The sequence below is a fragment of the Hymenobacter monticola genome, from assembly GCF_022811645.1.
GTDB lineage: Bacteria > Bacteroidota > Bacteroidia > Cytophagales > Hymenobacteraceae > Hymenobacter > Hymenobacter monticola.
In genome coordinates this window covers 4,757,684-4,777,485 of record NZ_CP094534.1, presented here as the reverse complement: position 1 = coordinate 4,777,485, position 19,802 = coordinate 4,757,684, and the positions used below count along the sequence as shown (strand labels likewise).

The following is a 19,802-nucleotide window of genomic DNA, read 5'->3' as shown; positions in this document are numbered from 1 at the left end:
CAGGCGTTAGCCTGCTTTGGTTACCAAGTTAAAGGGCTTGTTTTCAGGTTGAAATTACCAAGTTGGCTTATTGGGGTTGGGCTTTTGAGCCGGTGGGCGCGCCAGTTGCTGCAGGTACTGTTGCTCCTGTGCGCGCAACGTTTCCAGCAGTTGGCGCGCCTGGGCCGGGCTCAGGTTCATGGCTTGCAGGCGCTCGCGCTGGGTTTGGAGCTGCACGTCGGCCGGCGTGGCCGCCTCGGTGCCGGGGTGGTTGCTGCGCCCATTTGCGGTGGGGGAGGAGGCGCCTGCACTGCGGTCGAGGCCGCGCTGCTGCCCGGGCTCCTCGCCCGAAGGAAGAGGCTGCCGCGTGCCGTTGCCCAGGGTGCGGCCGCCAGCGGCCGCGCTCGCAGGGGCAGCACTGGGCTGGCGCTGGTCGGGCTGTCCGGCCGGGTCGGGTCGGGAGTCCGGTGGGCCCGTGGGTGGGACCGGACTGGGCTTCGAGTCATTCACCTCGCCTTGGCGGTCCGTGCCGGCTTTCTCGGCGGGTTGGTTCTGGGCCGTGCCGTTTTTTTCGGGCGCTGCTTTTTCATCCGCCGCATTCTTTTCCTTAGGAGTGGGCGGGGGCGGAATTTTCGGCGCGTTCGGCCGCTTGCCCAGGTACTCGATTAGCACTTCGTAGTCGTAGCGGGCACCCGCGTTCCCTGGGTTCAGTATCAATGCTTGGCGCAACAAGCCAATTGCCTGGGCCAGTTTGCCTTGCCGGGCGGCCTGCACCGCCAACTGCTGCCGCGCCACGCTGCTCAGCGCGGCCGGCGAGCCCGTAAGCAGTCGCTCATACGTGGCCTGCGCGGGCACCAGCATGCCCGCCCGGGTTTGCGCGTGGGCTAGGTTCAGGAGCAGGCGGGGGTCGGCAGGGCGGCGGGCCTTGGCATTGAGCGCATTCTCGAAGGCGTACACGGCCAGCGCGGTTTCGCCCCGGCGGTAAGCGGCGGTGCCCGTGGCCACCGCCTCGTTGCGGTCGCGCACGCGGGTGAGCAACTGCAAGCCGGGGCCACTAAGTAGCAATGCCGCCAATACCCAATATTTCATAGCCGTATGGTGGTTACGGTGAGGGCCACATCCAGGGCCAGCAGCAGCAGCGCGGCCGCCAGAGCATAGCGGTAGCGGTTGTCGGCCACCGGCACGGTACGCACCTGTTCGGCCAGGCCGGGCATGTTGCGCAGCAGGCGGAGCAAGGGGGCGAAGCCGTTTTGCTGGTCGTTCAGTTCCACGTATTGCCCGCCCGTCTGGGCCGCGAGCTGCAGGAGCGTCGCTTCCCGCAGTCGGGTTTGCACCACTTGGCCCTTGCCGTCGCGCACAAACCCCCCGGCCGTGGTGGGAATGCGGGCGCCTTTGGCCGTGCCCACGCCCACGGTGTAGATGCGGGCGCCGGTGCGGCCCAGCTCCCGCAGCACCGGCTCCAGGTTCTCGCCGAAGTCCTCGCCGTCGCTCACCAGCACCAGGGCCGTGGCTCGGGGCGTGGCTGCCGGGGAGGTGCCCAAGCGCTTTAGCACCAATTCCAGCGGCTCGCGCAGGGTGGTGGGGCCGGCGGGCAGCAGGCTGGTGCGCAATGTTCGAATGAACACCTGCACCGCCGCTTGGTCATAGGTCAGCGGGCATTGCACCTTAGCTTCGGCCCCGAACACCACCAGCCCCAGCCGGTCGGCCGGAAACTGGACCACCAGTTCTTCCAGCTCGGCTTGGGCTCGCAGCAGGCGCGAGGGCGTCACGTCGGGGGCGTCCATCGAGCGCGACACGTCCACCAGCAGCCACACGTCTTTGCCGGCCGTGCGCACCGGCCGCTGGCTCACGCCCAGCGAGGGGCCCATGGCCGCCGCCAGTAGGGCCACACCAGCCGCCAGTCGCAGGGCCAGCTTCCAGCCGCGGTGGCGGGCGCGGCTGCCCAGTGCCCAGCCGGCCCGGCCCGTGCGCGCCCAGTGCCGGCCCAGCAGCGCCAAGGCCAGCGCCAGCGCGACGCCCACGGCAATAAAATCAGGATAAGCCCAGGTTAGCAAATGCAGTAGTTAAAAGTCAGAAAGGCAGCCCTGCCCCAAAGCAACAACACGAACCCGAATTGGTGACAGCGGGGCCCCAAAGATATTTTTTTTCGATGAGGGCATGGTCAATTCAGTTCGGCTAGTATATTTGCACCCGCTTCGGACGGAAGCGAAAACCAGCCGGAGAAGTGGGTGAGTGGCTGAAACCAGTAGTTTGCTAAACTGCCGTAGCTCTAAAGGTTACCGGGGGTTCGAATCCCCCCTTCTCCACTAATAATGTTGGGTTGCGAAAGCATCCCGTTGGGGCTCCACCCAGTAGGACGCTTTCTAAGCCCAACATTATTTTTTTTCGGGGTGTAGCGTAGCCCGGTATCGCGCCTGCTTTGGGAGCAGGAGGTCGTAGGTTCGAATCCTGCCACCCCGACTTTATTTCCCGCCCCGTTTTCGACCCCGTAGCTCAGCTGGATAGAGCAACTACCTTCTAAGTAGTCGGTCTTTGGTTCGAATCCAAACGGGGCCACTGTTCAAGCCCTTCCCTGCTTCAGGGAAGGGCTTTTGCATGCATGGCTTGTTGCTTCAATTCGAAGCATCGACCACTAACGAAAAGCTTGGTTACCAAAATTACAAAAGCCAATCGTCGCATTCGGAATGGCAGGCCTGGCTACAACCCCGAAGCTAAATCTAACGTTTCTCACGCTGAGAATCGGCTGTTTTCCGTATCTTGGGCCCCAAACACAGCTAGCACACCCAACTGACTGCTGTGACCAAAGGCATCTTTCTTTTACACCCCCCTTCTTTTTAGCCACCCCCAATTACCTTTTTTAACCATGAAGAAATTCCTACTTTCCTTGGGTTTGCTCGGAGCTGTGAGCAACGCCTATGCGCAGCCGACAGTCAACCTGGGCCCGTGGGTACCGGTGAACACGACCAGCGTCGCTTCGTTTGCTCCCGGGTATCGCACCGTGCATGTGAACACCGTTTCGTCGAACGTGTCGTGGGTGGTGGCTGAAGACCTTACAAACGGTGTTGCCAACTATTTCTTCGCAACCAACAACGCCACCGGTACGGAATTCTACTTTGACGCCATCTCGGCCGCGGGGCAGAATGCTACCTACGAAACGGCGAACATATCTGCTGTTTCGGCCACTACGGCCGTGGCCGCGAAATACGGTTCAACTGGCGGGGGCGACATCCTGCGCACCACCACGGGCGGCCAAAGCTGGACCAAAACCACAAATACCAATACCCAATTTGTGGCAGCCAATGGCGGTTTCCTCGACTTCGTGCACATGTTCGATGCCAATGAAGGCGTGGCCGTGGGCGACCCGACCAACGGTTATTTCGAGATTCTACGCACTACTAACGGCGGTGTGACTTGGACGCGCATTCCGCAAACCAGCACGCTGACTCCCTTTACCGGCGAAGCGGCCTTGGTGCGTTCGTTTTTTGCCCTGGGCAACACCATCTGGTTTGGCGGCGCTTCGGGCGGACCAAATGAGCAGGAGCGCGTTTACAAATCGACGGACCGTGGCATCACTTGGACGGTGAGCCAGCCCACGCCGCTGACCGAAACCATCAGCAAGCTCGCCTTTAAAGACCCACAGAACGGCATTGCTTACAACACCAAGGCTGCGGGCGGCTCACTCACGGCCGTGAACGTTATCCGTACCAGCGACGGCGGCGACACCTGGCAACCCATTACTCCGAACAATACTAACACCGGCAGCTTTTTCTGGTACGACATCGATGCCGTGAACGGCCGTTATTACAGCGTGGGCCAGCGTTTTCCCGCCTCTACGCCCGGCGTGGCCGCCGACTTTGGCTCTTCCTACAGCACCGACGGCGTGACCTGGACCAGCATGAACAGCAGCCAGGGCTTCTTTGCGTTTGACTTGGTTCCCGGAACGAATGGTGCCTTGGCTGAAGGCTACGCCGGCGCATCGACTGATGCCAACGGTGTGGGTGGCCTGTACAAAGCCCGAATTGTGCCTTTGTCTACCCGCGATGCTGCCTTGCAACAATCGCTGAGTGTATTCCCCAACCCCGGCGCTGCTGGTGTGTTCAACGTAGAACTGGGTTCGACGATGAAAGCCGGTGCCCAACTCACGGTGGTGGATGCCATGGGCCGCACGGTGAAGTCGCAAACGCTGAACGCGACGGCGGTGGGTTCGAAGAAGTTCTCCATCGACCTGAGCGGTGAAAAAACCGGGGTGTACACCCTGCAGCTGCGCGGCGACGCTGGCATTGCCACGCAAAAGCTGGTGATTAACTAATCATCGTTTTTAGTCTTGTTAAAAAAGGCCTTTCCCAGTCGGGAAAGGCCTTTTTTTTGTGCGCTTCGGTGTGGGTTTTTCTACTTGATTTTCAGGGTGCTGAAAATGAAAAAATCCGGGGATAAAAACCGCGAAAATTCCCTAAAATGGGATTAAATATGTACTTTTGAGTGTTCAGTAACTGGCAGCCCACACGGCTGTTTTACGACCTGATTTAATCCCGCCCACATGAGCGAAACAACCGCAAAAACCCCGCAGCCGGACTATACCGCTGACAGCATTCAAGTACTCGAAGGCCTGGAGGCCGTGCGCAAGCGGCCCAGCATGTACATCGGCGACACCGGCCTCAAAGGCCTGCACCACCTGGTGTGGGAAGTGGTCGACAACTCCATCGACGAAGCCCTGGCCGGCCACTGCGACCTGATTAACGTCACCATCAATGAAAACAACTCCATCACCGTGCGCGACAACGGCCGCGGCATCCCGGTCGATTTCCACGCCAAGGAGGGCCGCTCGGCCCTGGAGGTGGTACTCACCGTGCTGCACGCCGGCGGCAAGTTCGACAAGGGCTCCTACAAGGTGTCGGGCGGCCTGCACGGTGTGGGCGTGAGCTGCGTGAACGCGCTCAGCACCGACCTGAAGGTGACCGTGCGCCGCAAAGGGCACGTGTACCAGCAGGAATACAAGATTGGCTTCCCGCAGTACGACGTGAAGGAGATTGGCGACACCGATGAGCACGGCACCGAGGTGCAGTTCCTGCCCGACCCCACCATCTTCGCCGAAACTGAGTACCGCTACGACACCATTGCCGGCCGCCTGCGCGACCTGAGCTACCTGAACAAAGGCATCCGCATCACTCTGACTGACCTGCGCGAGAAGCTGGAGAACGGCGAGTTCCGCGGCGACGAGTTTTACTCGACCGGCGGCCTGCGCGACTTCGTGCAATACCTCGACGGCGAGCAGCGGCCCTCGCTGCTCTCCGAGCCCATTTATGTGGAGAGCGAGAAGGGCGGCACGCCCGTGGAAGTGGCCCTGCAGTACAACACCTCGTACCAGGAGAACGTCTATTCCTACGTCAACAACATCAACACCATCGAAGGGGGCACCCACGTGGGCGGTTTCCGCTCGGCGGTGACGCGCGTGTTGAAAGCCTATGGCGACAAGAACAAGCTGTTTGAGAAAGCCAAGGTGGAAATCACCGGCGACGACTTCCGCGAGGGCCTGACAGCCGTTATCTCGGTGAAAGTGGCCGAGCCGCAGTTTGAGGGCCAGACCAAAACCAAGCTGGGCAACTCCGAAGTGAGCGGCGCGGTGAACTCGGTGGTGGGCGAAATCCTGACGCAGTACCTGGACGAAAACCCCAACCAGGCCAACCGCATCATGGAGAAAGTGATTCTGGCCGCCAAGGCCCGCATCGCCGCCCGCAAGGCCAAGGACATGGTGCAGCGCAAGAACGTGCTGGGCTCGAACTCGCTGCCCGGCAAGCTGGCCGACTGCTCCGACTCCGACCCGGAAATCTGTGAGCTGTATTTGGTGGAAGGTGACTCGGCCGGCGGCACCGCCAAGCAGGGCCGCAACCGGGCGTTCCAGGCCATTCTGCCGCTGCGTGGTAAGATTCTGAACGTGGAGAAGGCTCAGGAGCACAAAATCCTGGAAAACGAGGAAATCAAGAACATGATTACCGCGTTGGGCGTCACGTTCAACGAGCGCAAGTCGCTGGCTTTCACTACCGACGAGGAAGGCACCGAAACCGGCCCGCTGAACTTCGACAAGCTGCGCTACCACAAGGTCATCATCATGACCGACGCCGACATCGACGGTTCGCACATCCGCACGCTGATTCTCACCTTCTTCTTCCGCTACATGCGCGAGCTGGTGGACCGCGGCTACATCTACATCGCCCTGCCGCCGCTCTACCTCGTGAAGCGCGGCAAGGAAGAGCGCTACTGCTGGACCGAGGAGGAGCGCGCCCAGGCCCAGGCCGACCTCGGCCGCGGCAAGCCCGAAACCGTGAACGTGCAGCGCTACAAAGGGCTGGGCGAGATGAACGCCGAGCAACTTTGGGAAACCACCATGCAGCCCATCACCCGCTCGCTGAAGCAGGTAACGGTGGAATCGGCCGCCGAGGCCGACCACCTGTTCTCGATGCTGATGGGCGACGAGGTGGCCCCGCGCCGCGACTTTATCGAGCGCAACGCCAAGTACGCCAAGCTGGACGTTTAGGACCGCAGATGATGCGGATTTAACGGATTTTGCAGATTTTATGATTAGGAAGAGGCAGCCGATTTCGGCTGCCTCTTTTTTTTGCATTAACTACACTTGACTTTTATGCGACAACTGATTTCCTCAGGGGCTCCCTGGGAGCCCCTGGTGGGCTATTCGCGCGCCGTGCGCGTGGGCAACGTGGTGGAAGTGGCCGGCACCACGGCCCAGGACGGCGACGTGATAACGGGCGGGGCCGAGGTGTATGCCCAGACCAAGCGGGCGCTCGAAAAAATAGGGGACGCCCTGGCAGCGGCCGGGGCCTCCTTTGCCGACGTGGTGCGGACGCGCATTTTCGTCACCGATATTGGGCAGTGGGAGGCCGTGGGGCGGGCGCACGGCGAAGTGTTCGGTGAGATTCGGCCGGCTTCGTCGATGCTGGAAGTGAAGGCCCTGATTGACCCGCACTTACTGGTTGAGATTGAGGCAACGGCCATCATTACCGGGGAGGGAAACGCGCAGTCCTGCGGAAATTAGCACTTGCTAAAAAGCGGAAGCGGTTGGTCTGCCCTAATTTTGGCAGTTACACTGCGTCGGTTTTATCCGATGCACATTCCTTCTTGATGCCCACTGTTCCCAACCAACCTGAAACGCCAGCCGCGCCGCCTATTCTGGCCCGGCTGCGTGCCGAAACCCGCCCGTACCACGACGCCCTTGAAGCCGGCGCGTTCAACGAAGCGTTGCGGGCGGGTGCGCCCACGGCAGCCGGTACAGCGCATTTCCTGGAGCGGATGTACGGGTTTTTGCAGCCCTACGAAACCGCCTTGCGCCAGCACGAAGCCGATTTTGGCCCGGCCTGGCAGCTGCCGCAACGCTTTCGCGCGCCCCTGATTCTGGAGGACTTGGGGCGCGCCGCCACTGACTCTGGGTTGCCGCTGTGCCCGGATATGCCGCCGCTGCACACGCGGCCGCAGCTGCTGGGAGCCATGTACGTGCTGGAGGGCTCGACACTGGGCGGACAGGTCATCACCCGGCAGCTGGAAAAAGCGGGCATTCCGCTGCGGCGCTATTTTGCGGGGTATGGCGAGCGAACCGGACCGATGTGGAAAGCGTTCTGCCACCTGCTGACGGAGGCCGCTACCTCAGATACTGCCGACGAAATTGTGGCTTCGGCCGCTCTTACTTTTCAATGTCTTGCTGCGTGGATAAACAAACCTTGAGCTACACCGACGAAAGCCTGCTGGGCGCCACCATCACCCTGAACAACTGCGACCGGGAGCCCATTCACATTCCGGGCGCCATTCAGCCCTACGGCTTTCTGCTGTGCCTCGACGAGCACACGCAGCGCATCGTACAGGCCAGCGCTAACACCGAAACCTACCTGGGCCAGCCGGCTGAGCGCCTGGTTGGCGGCGGCCTCGACCAGGTGCTGGCCCCTGACCAGCAAGCCAAAGTGGAAGCGCTGCTGGGCACGCTGAGCACGGCGCCCAAGCTGCTGGGCGTGCGCCTGGCCCCGGTGGCCGGGCAGCCGTACTTCAAAATCATCATGCACCGCTACGACGGGGTGCTGTGGCTGGAATTTGAGCCGGTGGACCAGCTCGACGAGGCGCCCCTCGACCTGCCATTTCTGAACGCCGCCCTGGGCCAGATGCTGGCCGCGGGCTCGGTGCTGGAGTTTTGCCAGCACACCGTGGACCAGGTGCGGGCCCTCACCGGTTTCGACCGGGTGGCCATTTACCGCTTCGCGGCCGACGAAAGCGGCGAAGTCATTGCCGAAGCCAAGCGCGACGACCTCGACCCCTGGCTCGGCATTCATTACCCGGCCACCGACATTCCGCAGCAGGCGCGGGCCATGTACCTCAAAAACTGGCTACGCTTCATCCCCGATGCCGGCTACGCGCCGGTGCCGCTGGTGCCGGTGCGCAACCCCGCCTCGGGCCGCCCGCCCGACATGACCTACGCCGTGCTGCGGAGCGTGTCGCCCATTCACCTGGAGTATTTGCGCAACATGGGCTCGGGCGCTACGATGACCATCTCGCTCATTCAGAATGGCAAGCTGTGGGGCATGGTGACTTGCCACCATCTCACGCCCCGGCTGGTGAGCTACGAGCTGCGCGACCTGTGCCAGTTCATCGGCAAAACGTTCTCAGCCCTGCTGGCCAGTAAAGAGCTGCTCGATAATACCGAGTACCAGCTGCGCATCAGCGAGCGGCAGAGCGAGCTGTTCGAGCACGTCACCGTATCGGGCCAAACCAATTTTGTGGACGGCCTGTGCCGGTTTTTTCCCACGCTTCAGGACGTGTTCGACTGCGGCGGGGCGGCGGTGTGCTTCAACGATGAACTCATCACGCTGGGCAGCACGCCCACGCCCGAGCAAATCCGCGACCTGATAGCTTGGCTGCAGGAACACGCGCCGGAGGACGTGTTTTCGACTTCGTCCTACGCCGCGCTCAACCCGGCCGGGCTGGCCATGCGGGCCACGGCCAGCGGCATCATTGCGGCCTCGTTGGCCGATGCGTCCGGCAACTACCTGCTCTGGTTCCGGCCCGAGCAGGTGCGTACCGTGACCTGGGCCGGCCAGCACGAGAAAAACCAGACCTTGGTGGATGGTCAGGTATTTCTTTCGCCTCGCCAGTCGTTTGAGTCCTGGAAGCAGCTGGTGGAAAATACCGCGGCCCCGTGGCGGCCCGTGGAGCTGGAAGCGGCCAAGGAAATCCGGCTGCGCATTTCCGACATCCGCCTCAAGGTGTTCAACGAGTTGCAGTCGCAGGCTCGCAGCCTGAGCCGCCTCAACGCCGAACTGGCCCGCAGCAACGACGACCTCGACTCGTTTGCCTACGTGGCCTCGCACGATTTGAAAGAGCCCCTGCGTGGCATTCACAACTATTCCCTCTTTTTGCTTGAGGACTACGCCGACAAGCTCGACGAAGAGGGCGTGCACCGGCTGCAAACCCTGGTGCGCCTGAGCCAGCGCATGGAGGGCCTGATTGAATCGTTGCTGCAGCTCTCCCGCGTGGGCCGGGCCGAACTGGAGCTGGAAGCGGTGGACCTGAACGAGGTGCTGGAGGAAGTGAACGACCTGCTGCAGCTGCGCTTTGAGGAAACCCAGACGCAGCTCATCGTAGCGGATAAGCTGCCGGCCATTATGGGCGACCGGATTCGGATTCAGGAGGTGTTCAGCAACCTGTTTTCGAATGCCATGAAGTACAACGACCGGCCAGAAAAGGTCATTCGGGTGGGTGAGGCAGCTGTTGGGCTTTTTCCCGCGGTAAATCGCGCCGAATTCTACGTGTTTTACGTACAGGACAACGGCATCGGGATTGACCCCCGCCACCAAAACAACATCTTCAAACTATTTAAGCGCCTGCACACCCCGGACAAGTACGGAGGAGGTACCGGCGCGGGCCTGGCCATCGCCAAAAAGATGGTTGAAAAACATGGCGGCGTCCTGTGGGTTGATTCGCAGCCCGGCCAGGGGGCCACTTTCTACTTCACTATTCCTAAAATCCGCCGGTAACCGTGCTTTTATCGCCACTTAAACCCATTCTTGTCGTGGAAGACAGCGCCGAAGACTTCATGGCCCTGAGCCGTGTGTTTCGGAAGCATGCCTTGCAAAACCCGGTGCTGCGCTGCGAAGACGGCGACCAGGCCCTGGCGTACCTGCAGGGCTATGGCAAGGCCTCGGGCTGGCCCCAAACCCTGCCCGCCTTCGTACTGCTCGACCTAAATATGCCCGGCACCGACGGGCGCGCCGTGCTCGAAATCATGAAGCGCGACCCCAAGCTGCAGCCCATCCCCGTCATCGTGTTCAGCACCTCGACCAGCGCCGGCGACATTGCCGACTGCTACCAAATGGGCGCCAACAGCTACCTTGCCAAACCCATCGAGTACGCCGCTCTAGAGGAAAAAGTCCGCAACGCCATCCAATACTGGCTGGAAACCTCAGAGCTGCCGAAGGCATTGTAGGAGCAGGCCTCATGAAGAAAATATTACTCGTTGACGACAACGAGCAAGACCGCGCCCTGTACCGGCGGTTTCTGGGCCGGCACCTGGGTTTTGAAAGCATCAGCTTCGAGGAAGCGGCCACGGCAGAGGAGGCCCGGGCCCAGTTTGTGGCCCATCGCCCCGACTGTGTGCTACTTGATTACAACCTGCCGGATGCGGATGGCCTCGACATTTTGGCCGACCTGCAGACGCTCACACCGCCCGAAACCCTGTGCGTGGTGATGGTGACCGGCGGCGGTAGCGAGGAGCTGGCCGTGCGCGCCCTCAACAACGGCGCCCTCGACTACTTGGTGAAGCGGCAGTTTGACCAAGAACTGCTGGCCAAAACGGTGTTGCACGCCATTGAGAAAAACGAGTGGCGGCAGTACGTGTCGCGCTACCACGACGAGCTGCGCGCCGTGAACCAGCAGCTGCGCGACTCGCTGGACGCCCTGACCGAGACGCGCCACGAAATCAGCCTCAAAAACGCGCAGCTCACAGCCGCCAACTCCGACCTGGCCCGCGCCAACTCCGACCTCGACAACTTTGTGTACGCGGCTTCACACGACCTGAAGCAGCCCGTCGACAACCTGCGCGGCTTGTTTGAGGAATTGCGCAGTTCGGCCACGTTTCACGACGCGGAGGCCGGCACGGTGCTGCGTTTGGTCGACTCGTCGTTGCATGACCTAAGCAAAACCATTCACGACCTTTCGGCCGTGGTGCAGGCCGAACGCATGACCGGGGGCCAGCCCACCGAGAAAGTAGTACTGGCCGACCTGGCCAAAGAAGTGCTGACCCTGCTCCAGCCCCAGGTGGCGGCGGCCAAGGGCTGCGTTCACACCGATTTTGCCGCCCTGCCTTCGCTGCAGTTTGGGCGCAGCAGCTTGCGCACCATTCTGCTGAATTTGCTGAGCAACGCGTTGAAATACCGGCACTCCGACCGACGGTGCAACGTGGAGGTGCGGGCCTACGAAGAAGCCGGCCAGCCGGTGCTCGAAGTGCGCGACAACGGCATGGGCATCGACATGGAACGGCACGGCGGGGAGATTTTCCAGCTGTTCCGGCGGTTCCACCCGCAGGCGTCGTCCGGCACGGGCGTGGGATTGTTTCTGGTCAACCGGCTGGTGCAGGCGCAGGGCGGCCGCATCGAAGTGACCAGCCAGGAGGGCGAGGGCACCGTGTTTCGGCTGTATCTGGGGCCGCCGGTGGGTTAGGCAGATTAATAATGCCTTAATGGCGCGGTTTTGAGGCAATGCTTGCCGTTAATTTGCCGGAAGACGATGGCGCGGTGCCCCAAAATCCGCGTAATCCGTTTAAATTCGAAAAAATCCGTGGTCCATGAAGTTATTTAAGTCCGCCGACCTTATCCGCAAAAGCAAGTACATCAGCCGCGACCTGAGCTGGCTGCGCTTCAACTACCGCGTGCTCGACCAGGCGCAGGACGCCGGGCGGGGGTTGTTCGATAAGCTCAAGTTTCTGGCCATCACGAGCTCGAACCTCGACGAGTTTTTCATGATTCGCGTGGGCTCGCTCTACAACTACCTCGACTACGGCAAGGAGCGAATTGACTACTCAGGCCTGCGCGAGCTGCCCTTCCGGCGCAAGCTGCTCGACTTCGCGCACCGGTTCGTGAACGACCAAAGCCTGACCTACCTGAACGAGTTAAAGCCCAACTTTGAGAAGAATGGCTTTAATATTCTGAAGATGAGCGACCTGACGGAGCTCGAAATCAAGAAAGCCGACGGGTATTTCAAGAACACGGTGTTTCCGCTGCTCACGCCGATGGTGTACGACTCGTACCACGGCTTCCCGTTGATGATGAACCAGATGCTCATCTTCGGAGTGGTCACGCGCATTGGCAGCGGCCTGGCGGTAGGGCTCGACGGCGAGGCCGAGAAAGGGCAGGAGCGCCTCACCTTCGTACAGATTCCGCAGAACCTGACCCGGTTTTTTGAGCTCACGCGCAAAGACAAAGTCATTTTTGTGCCTATCGAAGAAGTGGTGCGCGAGTTCCTGCCGCGCCTGTTTCGCAACGTGGAGATTGTGTCGGCCGACCTGTTCCGCATCACGCGCAACGGCGACTTCACCCTGGAAGAATCCGACGACATCGACAACGACTTCATCAAGGAAATCCAGGTGGGCCTGAAAACCCGCAAGCGCGGCCGCGTGGTGCGCGTGGAAGTGGAGCCCAACGCCTCGCCCAGCCTGATGCAGGTGCTGCGCGAGCGGTGGAATATCGACAACGGCAACGTTTTCGTAATCAATTCACTGATTGACTTGAAGGGCCTGTGGCAGATAGTGCGCCACCCCAACTTCCGGGGCAAAACGGCCAAAATGCCCTCATCGGTGCAGCCGCTCAGCCTGCCCGAGGGCGCCGAGGAGAACCTCTTCGAGTACCTCAAGCACCACGACGTGTTGCTGCACCACCCCTACAACAGCATCGACCCCATGGTGCGTTTGCTGGAGCAGGCCGCCGTCGACCCGCACGTGCTGGGCATTAAGCAAACCATTTACCGCCTAGCCGACGACTCCCGCGTATCAGCAGCGCTGCTGAAGGCGGCCGAGAACGGCAAGCACGTATCAGTGCTGTTCGAGGTGAAAGCGCGGTTTGACGAGGAGAAGAACATCCGGGAGGGCGCTAAGCTGGAAAAAGCGGGCTGCTTCGTGATTTACGGGGTGAGCAAGTACAAGACGCACACCAAGCTGCTCATGATTATCCGCAAGGAGGGCGAAAAGGTGACGCGCTACGTGCACATCGGCTCGGGCAACTACAACGAGCAAACCTCGCGCCTCTACACCGACGTGAGCCTGCTCACGACCAACGACGTGTACGGCCACGATGTGTCGGAATTCTTCAACGTCATCACCGGCCACTCGCAGCCCGACGACTACGAGTACCTCATCACAGCGCCGAAAGACATGCGCCAGCAACTCATTCACCTCATTCGGGAGGAAGTGAAGCACGCCAAAAAAGGCCTGCCCAGCGGCATCGTGATGAAGATGAATTCCCTGGAGGATAAGGAGCTGATTGACGAGTTTTACCGGGCTGCTAAGGCTGGGGTACCCATTCGGTTTGTGGTGCGGGGCATTTGCTGCCTGCGCCCGGGGCGGCCGGGCCTCAGCGAAAACATCGAGGTACGCAGCATCGTGGGCGACTACCTGGAGCACACGCGCCTGTTCTATTTCCACAACGGCGGCGAGGCCAAAGTGTACGCAGGCTCGGCCGACATCATGGTGCGCTCCTTCGACCGCCGCATCGAAGCCCTGTTTTTGATTGTTAACCCGCAGCTTAAGCGCGAGGCTATTAATATTCTGATGATGAATATGATGGATAATCAGAATAGCTACCTCATGCGGGAAGATGGGGCCTACATCCGGCAGCGCCCCGCGCCGGGCGAACCAGTAGTAAACGTGCACAAAGACTTCTTCAAACGCGACGAAGCCCAGCTAGCCACGGCCACGGCCGAGGGCATGCTGGCGCTGCTGGGCGTGCAGGCGCAACGCCGGCTGGAAGTGGAAGCAGCGCAGCAGGCCGAAGCCGAGGCCGCCGCGCTGACCCTGGCCGAAGCACAGGAAGCCACTGCCGACGATGCTTTCGGCGAGGGTGAGCACGACGAGGCTTGCGAGGATGATGCTACCCCGGTCGGGCACGTGGACGAGGAAGCGGTGACGCCTACGGCGGCGCGGGCGTAGGAGTTTTATAGGAACCAAAAAGGTAGTGTCATCCCGAGCGCAGCGAAGGACCTTATCACCAAAGAACGAATTGTTCAAGCGTGATGAGGTCCTTCGCTGCGCTCAGGATGACACTACCTTTTTATATCTCCTTCTATTCCAGTTCCGCGGGGCTGTTCTGCACGTCGGGCACGGGCAGGCGGGCGGGGTGGGTGCCGTCGGGGCTGAGCTCGTCGAAGTAGTCTTCGAAGAGAGCTTGCAGCATGCCGTCCTTCAGGCCAATGTCGGGCACGACCATGTTGTTGACGTTGGCCCACTGCATGGCCGAGAGGTAGATGTGGCCAGCGGGCACGATGACGTCGGCCCGGTCGGGGTTGAGCATGGCCACGTTCACGCGCTCGTTCATGCTCAGGCCGGCGAGGCGGTCGAGGGTGGTGACGAGGCTGCGGCGCGTCACGGGCTTGTCGGGGGCGGCGGAAGTGAGGCTGTAGAGCTTGTTGATGTTGCCGCCCGTGCCGATGGCGCGGGTGACGTGGTACTGGCGGGCGTTCTGACGCACCCAGGCTTCCATGCGGGCCCAAAGCTCGTTCTGGGCCTCGGTGCTGGCGCCGCCGCTTTCTTCCTGCTGCATGCGGCGAATGGAGCCGATTTCGAACGACTGCGCGGCCACCTTGCGGCGGTCGTGGTAGATGTTGAACTCGGTGCTGCCGCCGCCCACGTCGATGTGCAGGTAATGGCGCTTGTCTTCCAGCACGTGCTCGATGACGCGGTTGATGTAGAACGCCTCGTCCTGGCCGTCAATGACCTTGATTTCCATGCCCAGCTCCTCGCGCACGCGGGCCACGATGGCCGCGCCGTTGGCCGCCGAGCGCATGGCCGAGGTGGCGCACACGAGGTAATGGGCCACGCTGTGCACCTCCATCAGCAGCTTGAGGGAATGCAGAAACTTGACGAACTGGTCGGCTTTGGCGGCCGAAATCTCACCAGTGGCAAAGACGTCCTCGCCCAGGCGCATGGGAAAGCGCACGTATTCCACGCGCTTGAGACGGTAGCGGCCTTCGTAATACAACACCGCCGAAATCTGGCACCGCACGGCGTTGGACCCAATGTCAATGGCGGCGAGCTTACGGAGGGGAAAATTCATGCAGGAAACAACGGAATTAAATAAAAGCCCAAAGGTACGCCGTGGCGTTGCCTTTGGGATAATTGACTATTGCTAAGGTTTACTTGTCGATGCGGAAGCCCAATCCGAACTGTATCAAGGTGGCTTCGACCGACTTTTGGTAGGAGATGGCGAAGGCCAGCGTTTCCACCACCGGCGCGATGTAAACACCACCGCCGTAGCCGCTGTGCCAGCCGGTGGGCGAGGAGCCTTGGTAGTACACGCGGCCCTGGTCGTAGAAGCCAAATACGCCGTAGTAGAAGGGCAGGAAGCCGTTTTTGACCTGACCCAGGGCGAGGCGCAGCTCGGTGTTGTAGTAGAGGCTGGCGTCGCCGCTGAAGCGGTTGCGGTAGTAGCCGCGCAGGCCCTCACGCAGGCCCAGCGAGGCAAACTTGTAGAAGGGAATGTCGGCGTCGGGGCCGTAGTTTTTGGCGCCGCCGCCTTTCACCACCAGCGTAACCGGGATGCCGATTTTGGCCGTGCCGTAGTACTCAGCGAAGCCCTGGGTGAGGCCGAAGGTGCGCTCGGCGCCGGAGAGCTGGCGGTAGGTGTCGTGCTGGGCGCGCAGGCGCACGCCGCGGCGGGCAAAGGCCTGGCGGTCGCGCAGGTCGAGGTCGAACACGCCGTTGAGGCCGATGAGGCGCTGGGTGCTGCTGTTGGGGCGGATGTCGGAAGCGCCGGGCGTCTGGTTGAGCACGCCGAGGTAGCTGTCGGGGGCAAAGTCGGTGACGTAGTACTCAAACGAGGGCCCCACGCGCAACACGCTGCGCTGCAGAAACACCCGCTCCAGGAAGCCGTTGAGGGTGACGCCGCGGTAGCGGGCGCGGTAGAATTTTACGTCGTACTTATCCTGGTCGAGCGCCGTGTTGTTGCCCAGGCCGAAGAAGTTGTAGAAGGGGAAGTAGTTGCCGTAGCTGGCCGCTGCGCCCACATCGATTCTGCCGATGGCATAGCGGTGCCGGGTGCTGAGCGTGAGCTGGCGCTGCCCGCCGGTGCTCACCTCGCCCAGCACGGAATATTGGTTTTTGAAGCCCGGCTTGCGGAAGCCCTGGGTGAGGAAGGTGACGCCCGCGCTGGCCGTGAAGCCGTCGTTGCGGTTGTAGCCTAAGCCGATGCTGGGCTTGTAGGAGTTGAATTCGAACTGCTCCCGGTCGTAGGCGTTCACGCCGGGGCGGGTGCTGGTGTGGTTATCCGCTTCCTTGCCGAGCTGCAGTTCGGTATCGGGCAGGTCGTAGACCTTGGTGAGGGTGCGCAGGCCGGCGGCGGTAGAGCTATCGGTAATCTTGTCCTTGCCGTCGCCGCCGATGACGCGCACCAGAATGCTATGGCTGCCGCCGTCGCCGGTCACCGTCATTACGTCCTTGCCGCCGAGGCCGTAGAGGCACACTTCCTTGGTTTCGCTGGGCTTGAAGGTGCGGTCGAAAAGGGCTGCGCCCTTAGGGTTTTCAGTGTCGCCGGCGCGGTCAAACATCTGCACGCGCACTTGGCCATCGGGCAGGCGGTTCACCTGGAAAACCTCGCCTTTGTTAGAGCCAACCACGTCCACACGCCGCGCCAGCAGCAGGTAATACTCGTCGATGGCCTTGGGCAATTCCTGGATGCGGGCTTTCAACTTGCGGTTGATGTCATTGCCCGATTTGTCCTGAATTTCAGCGGGTAGCTGGGCAGTGGCGCCGTCGATAACGGTGGGGGTGATTTTGCCTTGCAGGTACTTAGCAGCCTCCTGCCACTGCTCGCGGGTGAGGCTTTGGAGCAGAAAGCGGTCGAGGTGGCGGGCGGGCCAGTTCAGGCTTTTCATGTCCTGAAACTCGGTGTTGAAGCCCTCGATGCTGGGCACGGCCCACTCGCGGTTGGCGAGGTAGGTGAGCAATCCATTCCACTGGGTGAAGCTCTGGTCCCGGTCGCGCGGTATGGGGCGGTAAAGCGTGCCGCCGTTGGCCTGCTTGTAACCGGCCCATTTCCAGTTGTCTTCGTGCTTGCCGAAGTCGGCCACCAGCATGTCGAAGGCGCGGGCGCGGGCCAGGGCGGGGGCGTCCACGTGGTTGTCGTGGTCTTTGTAGAGCTTGCGGAACAGGCCGAAGCTGCGCGTCACCTCATCGGAGTTGCCGAAGCCGGGCAGGTTGGGCTTGGGGTCCTTGGGCGAGTCTTCGAGGGTGCCGAGCAGGCCGGCGTATTGCTCGCGGTAGGCGCCGAGCTGCTGGTTGTCGGGCAGGCGGAACAGGCGCGGGCGGGCGTGCAGAATGTCCGTCTGGTCGAGCATGTAGCTGATGGGCAGGTTGCTGTACGGGTTGGCGGTGGCCGTCACGTCGCGCAGCACATCAGCGGCAATGGAATTGCGCAGCTCAGGTGGCAGAATTTTGGTCACGTCTTTATCGACGGAGCGGAAAACGTACTCCGAGCTGTCAGCCGCAATGAGCTTAAGCGAGGTGGTCTGGCGCCCGCCGCCTTTGCCGGTGGGGCGCAGGCCGCCCTTTTCGGTGCCCAAGTCCAGCGTCTTCACCGTGACGGGCTGCAGCCACGACGAGCGGTAGATTTTGCCGATGAAGAAGTTTTTACTAACCGTGGGCCTGTACTCCGGTCCAGGCACCACGGTAGTCGTGGCCTGGAAAGGTGCATCAGGTTTTGTTTCGGCCACGGTTTTGGCCACACCGGGGCAGTCGGTGATAAACGGGTTTTGGGGGCTTTTCTGGTCGGCCGCGGCTTCACAGGCCGAGCGGAACAGGGTAGCGGTGTAGGCGTCCTTCACGGCCTGGTCGCCGCTGCCGAAGGTGACGATGTGCGTCTTCACGGTACCGTCGGCGAAGTATTCGAGGGTGGTGTAGCCTTCCTCACTCTTGCTGTAGAGCGACTGGCCTTTGGCGCCCACGTGCTCACTCTCTACAAAGCTGCCACTCACCATGTGGTAATTGCCTTGGAAGGGGGTGAGCTGCAGGCTGTAGTCATGTGCGGCGGCGTAGATGACGCCGGGGTTACTTTGCAGCGTGTTAAGCAGTTCCTTGCGCAGCTCCTGATAGCCGGGGCTGGCCAGGTCGCGCGGGGTGCCCACGTTCTGGCGATAAGCGGCGTAGATGGTGCCAAATACGGGCGGGCTCAGGTGGCGCGACAGCGGCTCGTGGCCAGCGTACACGCCGTTGCTCACCACGGGGTGGTGGCCCAGCAGCAGCACGTTCTTGTTCTTGGTATCGTCAATCAGGTCCTGAATCTGCTCGCGAAATTCCTCCTTGGTCAGCGTCTTGCAGTCGGTGTCGGGCGCTTCGGGCCGGTCGAATGGGTGGGTAAACCAAGGGGTGTTGATGGCCACGAGGCGCACCAGTGGGGCCACGTCCACCACCTCGGGGCCGGGGCAGCCGTTGGTGGGGATGAAAGCGTTCTGGCCGGGCAGCTGCTTCTCGATGTACTTCTCCAAGCGGCGCACGGCTTTCAGGCCGTCGCGGCCGGAGTTGGCCCAGTCCTTATCACCTGGCAGGAAGTAGATTTTGCCCTGCGGCAGGCCTTTTACCAGGCTAATAAGCTGGTCCGCGCGGTCGCGCTCGGCCTGAGCCAGGGCGGTGTCGCCTTTGGCCACGAGGCCGGTATTGCCTACAATGTCGCCGAGGTGCACCACGGTGAAAGGGCCGGTTTGCTGCTCCAGCACGCGGCGCAACTGCTGCAGGCGGGCGGGCGGAATATCGGCCTGAGCGGTGTTGCCGAGCAGGAAAACGGTGTGGGCCGGCGACGTAGATTGGGCCGAAAGCGTACCGGCAGAAAGTCCGAACGCGGCCAGCGCGGAGAGGAATTGTAGGCGCATAAAGAATAAGTATGCACCGGAGTACGCAGAACCCAGAGTAAAGTATGCGTAACCTAACGGCGCAGCTTCTTTTCGGCCGGGGACAGCGGTTTCGGGCTGTTCCGGCGCTGCGCGCCCAGCAGCAACAGGCACGGCAGCCCCACCCAAATGGCTTCGCTGGCCAGCACCCGCAGCCCCTTCGTCCCGAAGAAACCCCGGATGCTTAGCGGCGAAACCTTAATTGGCCGGAAAGGAAAGAAATACCGCTCTAGGTGCCAGGGGCTGAAAAAGGCTACGCCCAGCCCACCGGTCGTCATGGCGTCGAGTACGCCGTGGGAGGCAGTGGCCAGAAACAGCAGCAGCGCCAGCCGCCCGGCTGCCGGGCGCCGGTCCGCGTGTGCTAACCGGCTCAGCAGCGCGCCCGCGGCCGCCACTACCACTGCGGCCAGTAGCGAGTGCGTGAGCCCGCGGTGGCCCCAGAGGCTGTCATACGGCACGCCCAGGCGGTAGCCGACGGAATCAACGTCAGGCAAAGCGGCGCAGATGCCAGCCGCCACCCAATAGGGCCAGTGGCGGCGTTGGGGCAGGATGAGTTTGCCGAGGGTGGCACCCAGGGCGGCGTGGGCGAAGGCGGAAGCCATGGAAAGAAGGTGTTGGGTTTTCGGTGTTGGGTTTTCGGACTGTTAACAATCTTTTGATATGACCGCCGAACTCCCAACACTCGACAC

At 61.6% G+C, this 19,802-nt stretch carries 13 protein-coding genes and 3 tRNA genes; 11 read left to right on the top strand and 5 right to left on the bottom strand.

Features of this window, described 5'->3' with window-relative positions; all coding sequences use genetic code 11:
• Positions 1-54 precede the first annotated feature (54 nt).
• A complete protein-coding gene (locus MTP16_RS19995) occupies positions 55-1,068 on the bottom strand; it encodes a tetratricopeptide repeat protein (protein WP_243513113.1) in 1,014 nt (337 codons plus the stop codon).
• Entirely contained in the window at positions 1,065-2,033 is a 969-nt protein-coding gene (locus tag MTP16_RS19990; RefSeq protein WP_243513112.1) for a VWA domain-containing protein, read from the bottom strand. Before MTP16_RS19990 ends, MTP16_RS19995 begins: the two co-directional genes overlap by 4 nt.
• 164 nt (positions 2,034-2,197) lie before the next feature.
• On the opposite strand from MTP16_RS19990, the gene MTP16_RS19985 reads away from it, so the two are divergent.
• The 11 genes from MTP16_RS19985 to ppk1 all read left to right on the top strand — a co-directional run bounded on the left by MTP16_RS19985 (position 2,198) and on the right by ppk1 (position 14,167).
• A tRNA-Ser gene (locus MTP16_RS19985) sits at positions 2,198-2,285 on the top strand.
• Between the two features lie 80 nt (positions 2,286-2,365).
• Positions 2,366-2,439, top strand: a tRNA-Pro gene (locus MTP16_RS19980).
• Between the two features lie 22 nt (positions 2,440-2,461).
• Positions 2,462-2,535: transfer RNA gene (locus MTP16_RS19975), tRNA-Arg, on the top strand.
• A 307-nt stretch (positions 2,536-2,842) separates the two neighbouring features.
• Positions 2,843-4,288, top strand: a complete 1,446-nt coding sequence (locus MTP16_RS19970; protein ID WP_243513110.1) for a T9SS type A sorting domain-containing protein — start codon at positions 2,843-2,845, stop codon at positions 4,286-4,288.
• A gap of 228 nt (positions 4,289-4,516) precedes the next feature.
• The gene (gyrB, locus tag MTP16_RS19965) at positions 4,517-6,511 is read left to right on the top strand and encodes a DNA topoisomerase (ATP-hydrolyzing) subunit B (RefSeq protein ID WP_243513108.1); all 1,995 of its coding nucleotides are present in this window, start codon (positions 4,517-4,519) and stop codon (positions 6,509-6,511) included.
• A gap of 105 nt (positions 6,512-6,616) precedes the next feature.
• Positions 6,617-7,027 (top strand): RidA family protein, encoded by a 411-nt coding sequence (locus tag MTP16_RS19960; protein ID WP_243513106.1) that lies wholly within the window; start codon positions 6,617-6,619, stop codon positions 7,025-7,027.
• An 86-nt stretch (positions 7,028-7,113) separates the two neighbouring features.
• Positions 7,114-7,710, top strand: a complete 597-nt coding sequence (locus tag MTP16_RS19955; RefSeq protein WP_243513105.1) for a biliverdin-producing heme oxygenase — start codon at positions 7,114-7,116, stop codon at positions 7,708-7,710.
• Positions 7,692-10,007, top strand: coding sequence for an ATP-binding protein (locus MTP16_RS19950; protein WP_243513103.1), 2,316 nt, complete (start codon positions 7,692-7,694; stop codon positions 10,005-10,007). Before MTP16_RS19955 ends, MTP16_RS19950 begins: the two co-directional genes overlap by 19 nt.
• Positions 10,008-10,042: 35 nt before the next feature.
• Positions 10,043-10,456, top strand: coding sequence for a response regulator (locus MTP16_RS19945; RefSeq protein ID WP_243513101.1), 414 nt, complete (start codon positions 10,043-10,045; stop codon positions 10,454-10,456).
• An 11-nt stretch (positions 10,457-10,467) separates the two neighbouring features.
• Positions 10,468-11,688, top strand: a complete 1,221-nt coding sequence (locus tag MTP16_RS19940; protein WP_243513100.1) for a sensor histidine kinase — start codon at positions 10,468-10,470, stop codon at positions 11,686-11,688.
• 124 nt (positions 11,689-11,812) lie between these two features.
• Positions 11,813-14,167, top strand: a complete 2,355-nt coding sequence (gene ppk1 / locus MTP16_RS19935) for a polyphosphate kinase 1 (RefSeq protein WP_243513099.1) — start codon at positions 11,813-11,815, stop codon at positions 14,165-14,167.
• A 133-nt stretch (positions 14,168-14,300) separates the two neighbouring features.
• On the opposite strand, the gene MTP16_RS19930 is transcribed toward ppk1, so the two are convergent.
• The 3 genes from MTP16_RS19930 to MTP16_RS19920 all read right to left on the bottom strand — a co-directional run bounded on the left by MTP16_RS19930 (position 14,301) and on the right by MTP16_RS19920 (position 19,715).
• Positions 14,301-15,290, bottom strand: a complete 990-nt coding sequence (locus tag MTP16_RS19930) for a Ppx/GppA phosphatase family protein (RefSeq protein WP_243513098.1) — start codon at positions 15,288-15,290, stop codon at positions 14,301-14,303.
• A gap of 79 nt (positions 15,291-15,369) precedes the next feature.
• Positions 15,370-19,095, bottom strand: a complete 3,726-nt coding sequence (locus MTP16_RS19925; protein ID WP_243513097.1) for a BamA/TamA family outer membrane protein — start codon at positions 19,093-19,095, stop codon at positions 15,370-15,372.
• A 53-nt stretch (positions 19,096-19,148) separates the two neighbouring features.
• Positions 19,149-19,715 (bottom strand): metal-dependent hydrolase, encoded by a 567-nt coding sequence (locus MTP16_RS19920; RefSeq protein WP_243513096.1) that lies wholly within the window; start codon positions 19,713-19,715, stop codon positions 19,149-19,151.
• Positions 19,716-19,802 lie beyond the last annotated feature (87 nt).

Excerpts from the sequence above, each read along its gene's own strand:
- MTP16_RS19940 (WP_243513100.1), top strand. The coding sequence starts at position 10,468 with ATGAAGAAAATATTACTCGTTGACGACAACGAGCAAGACCGCGCCCTG.
- MTP16_RS19970 (WP_243513110.1), top strand. The coding sequence starts at position 2,843 with ATGAAGAAATTCCTACTTTCCTTGGGTTTGCTCGGAGCTGTGAGCAAC.
- MTP16_RS19930 (WP_243513098.1), bottom strand. The coding sequence starts at position 15,290 with ATGAATTTTCCCCTCCGTAAGCTCGCCGCCATTGACATTGGGTCCAAC.
- MTP16_RS19955 (WP_243513105.1), top strand. The coding sequence starts at position 7,114 with ATGCCCACTGTTCCCAACCAACCTGAAACGCCAGCCGCGCCGCCTATT.
- MTP16_RS19920 (WP_243513096.1), bottom strand. The coding sequence starts at position 19,715 with ATGGCTTCCGCCTTCGCCCACGCCGCCCTGGGTGCCACCCTCGGCAAA.
- MTP16_RS19995 (WP_243513113.1), bottom strand. The coding sequence starts at position 1,068 with ATGAAATATTGGGTATTGGCGGCATTGCTACTTAGTGGCCCCGGCTTG.
- ppk1 (WP_243513099.1), top strand. The coding sequence starts at position 11,813 with ATGAAGTTATTTAAGTCCGCCGACCTTATCCGCAAAAGCAAGTACATC.
- MTP16_RS19960 (WP_243513106.1), top strand. The coding sequence starts at position 6,617 with ATGCGACAACTGATTTCCTCAGGGGCTCCCTGGGAGCCCCTGGTGGGC.
- gyrB (WP_243513108.1), top strand. The coding sequence starts at position 4,517 with ATGAGCGAAACAACCGCAAAAACCCCGCAGCCGGACTATACCGCTGAC.
- MTP16_RS19925 (WP_243513097.1), bottom strand. The coding sequence starts at position 19,095 with ATGCGCCTACAATTCCTCTCCGCGCTGGCCGCGTTCGGACTTTCTGCC.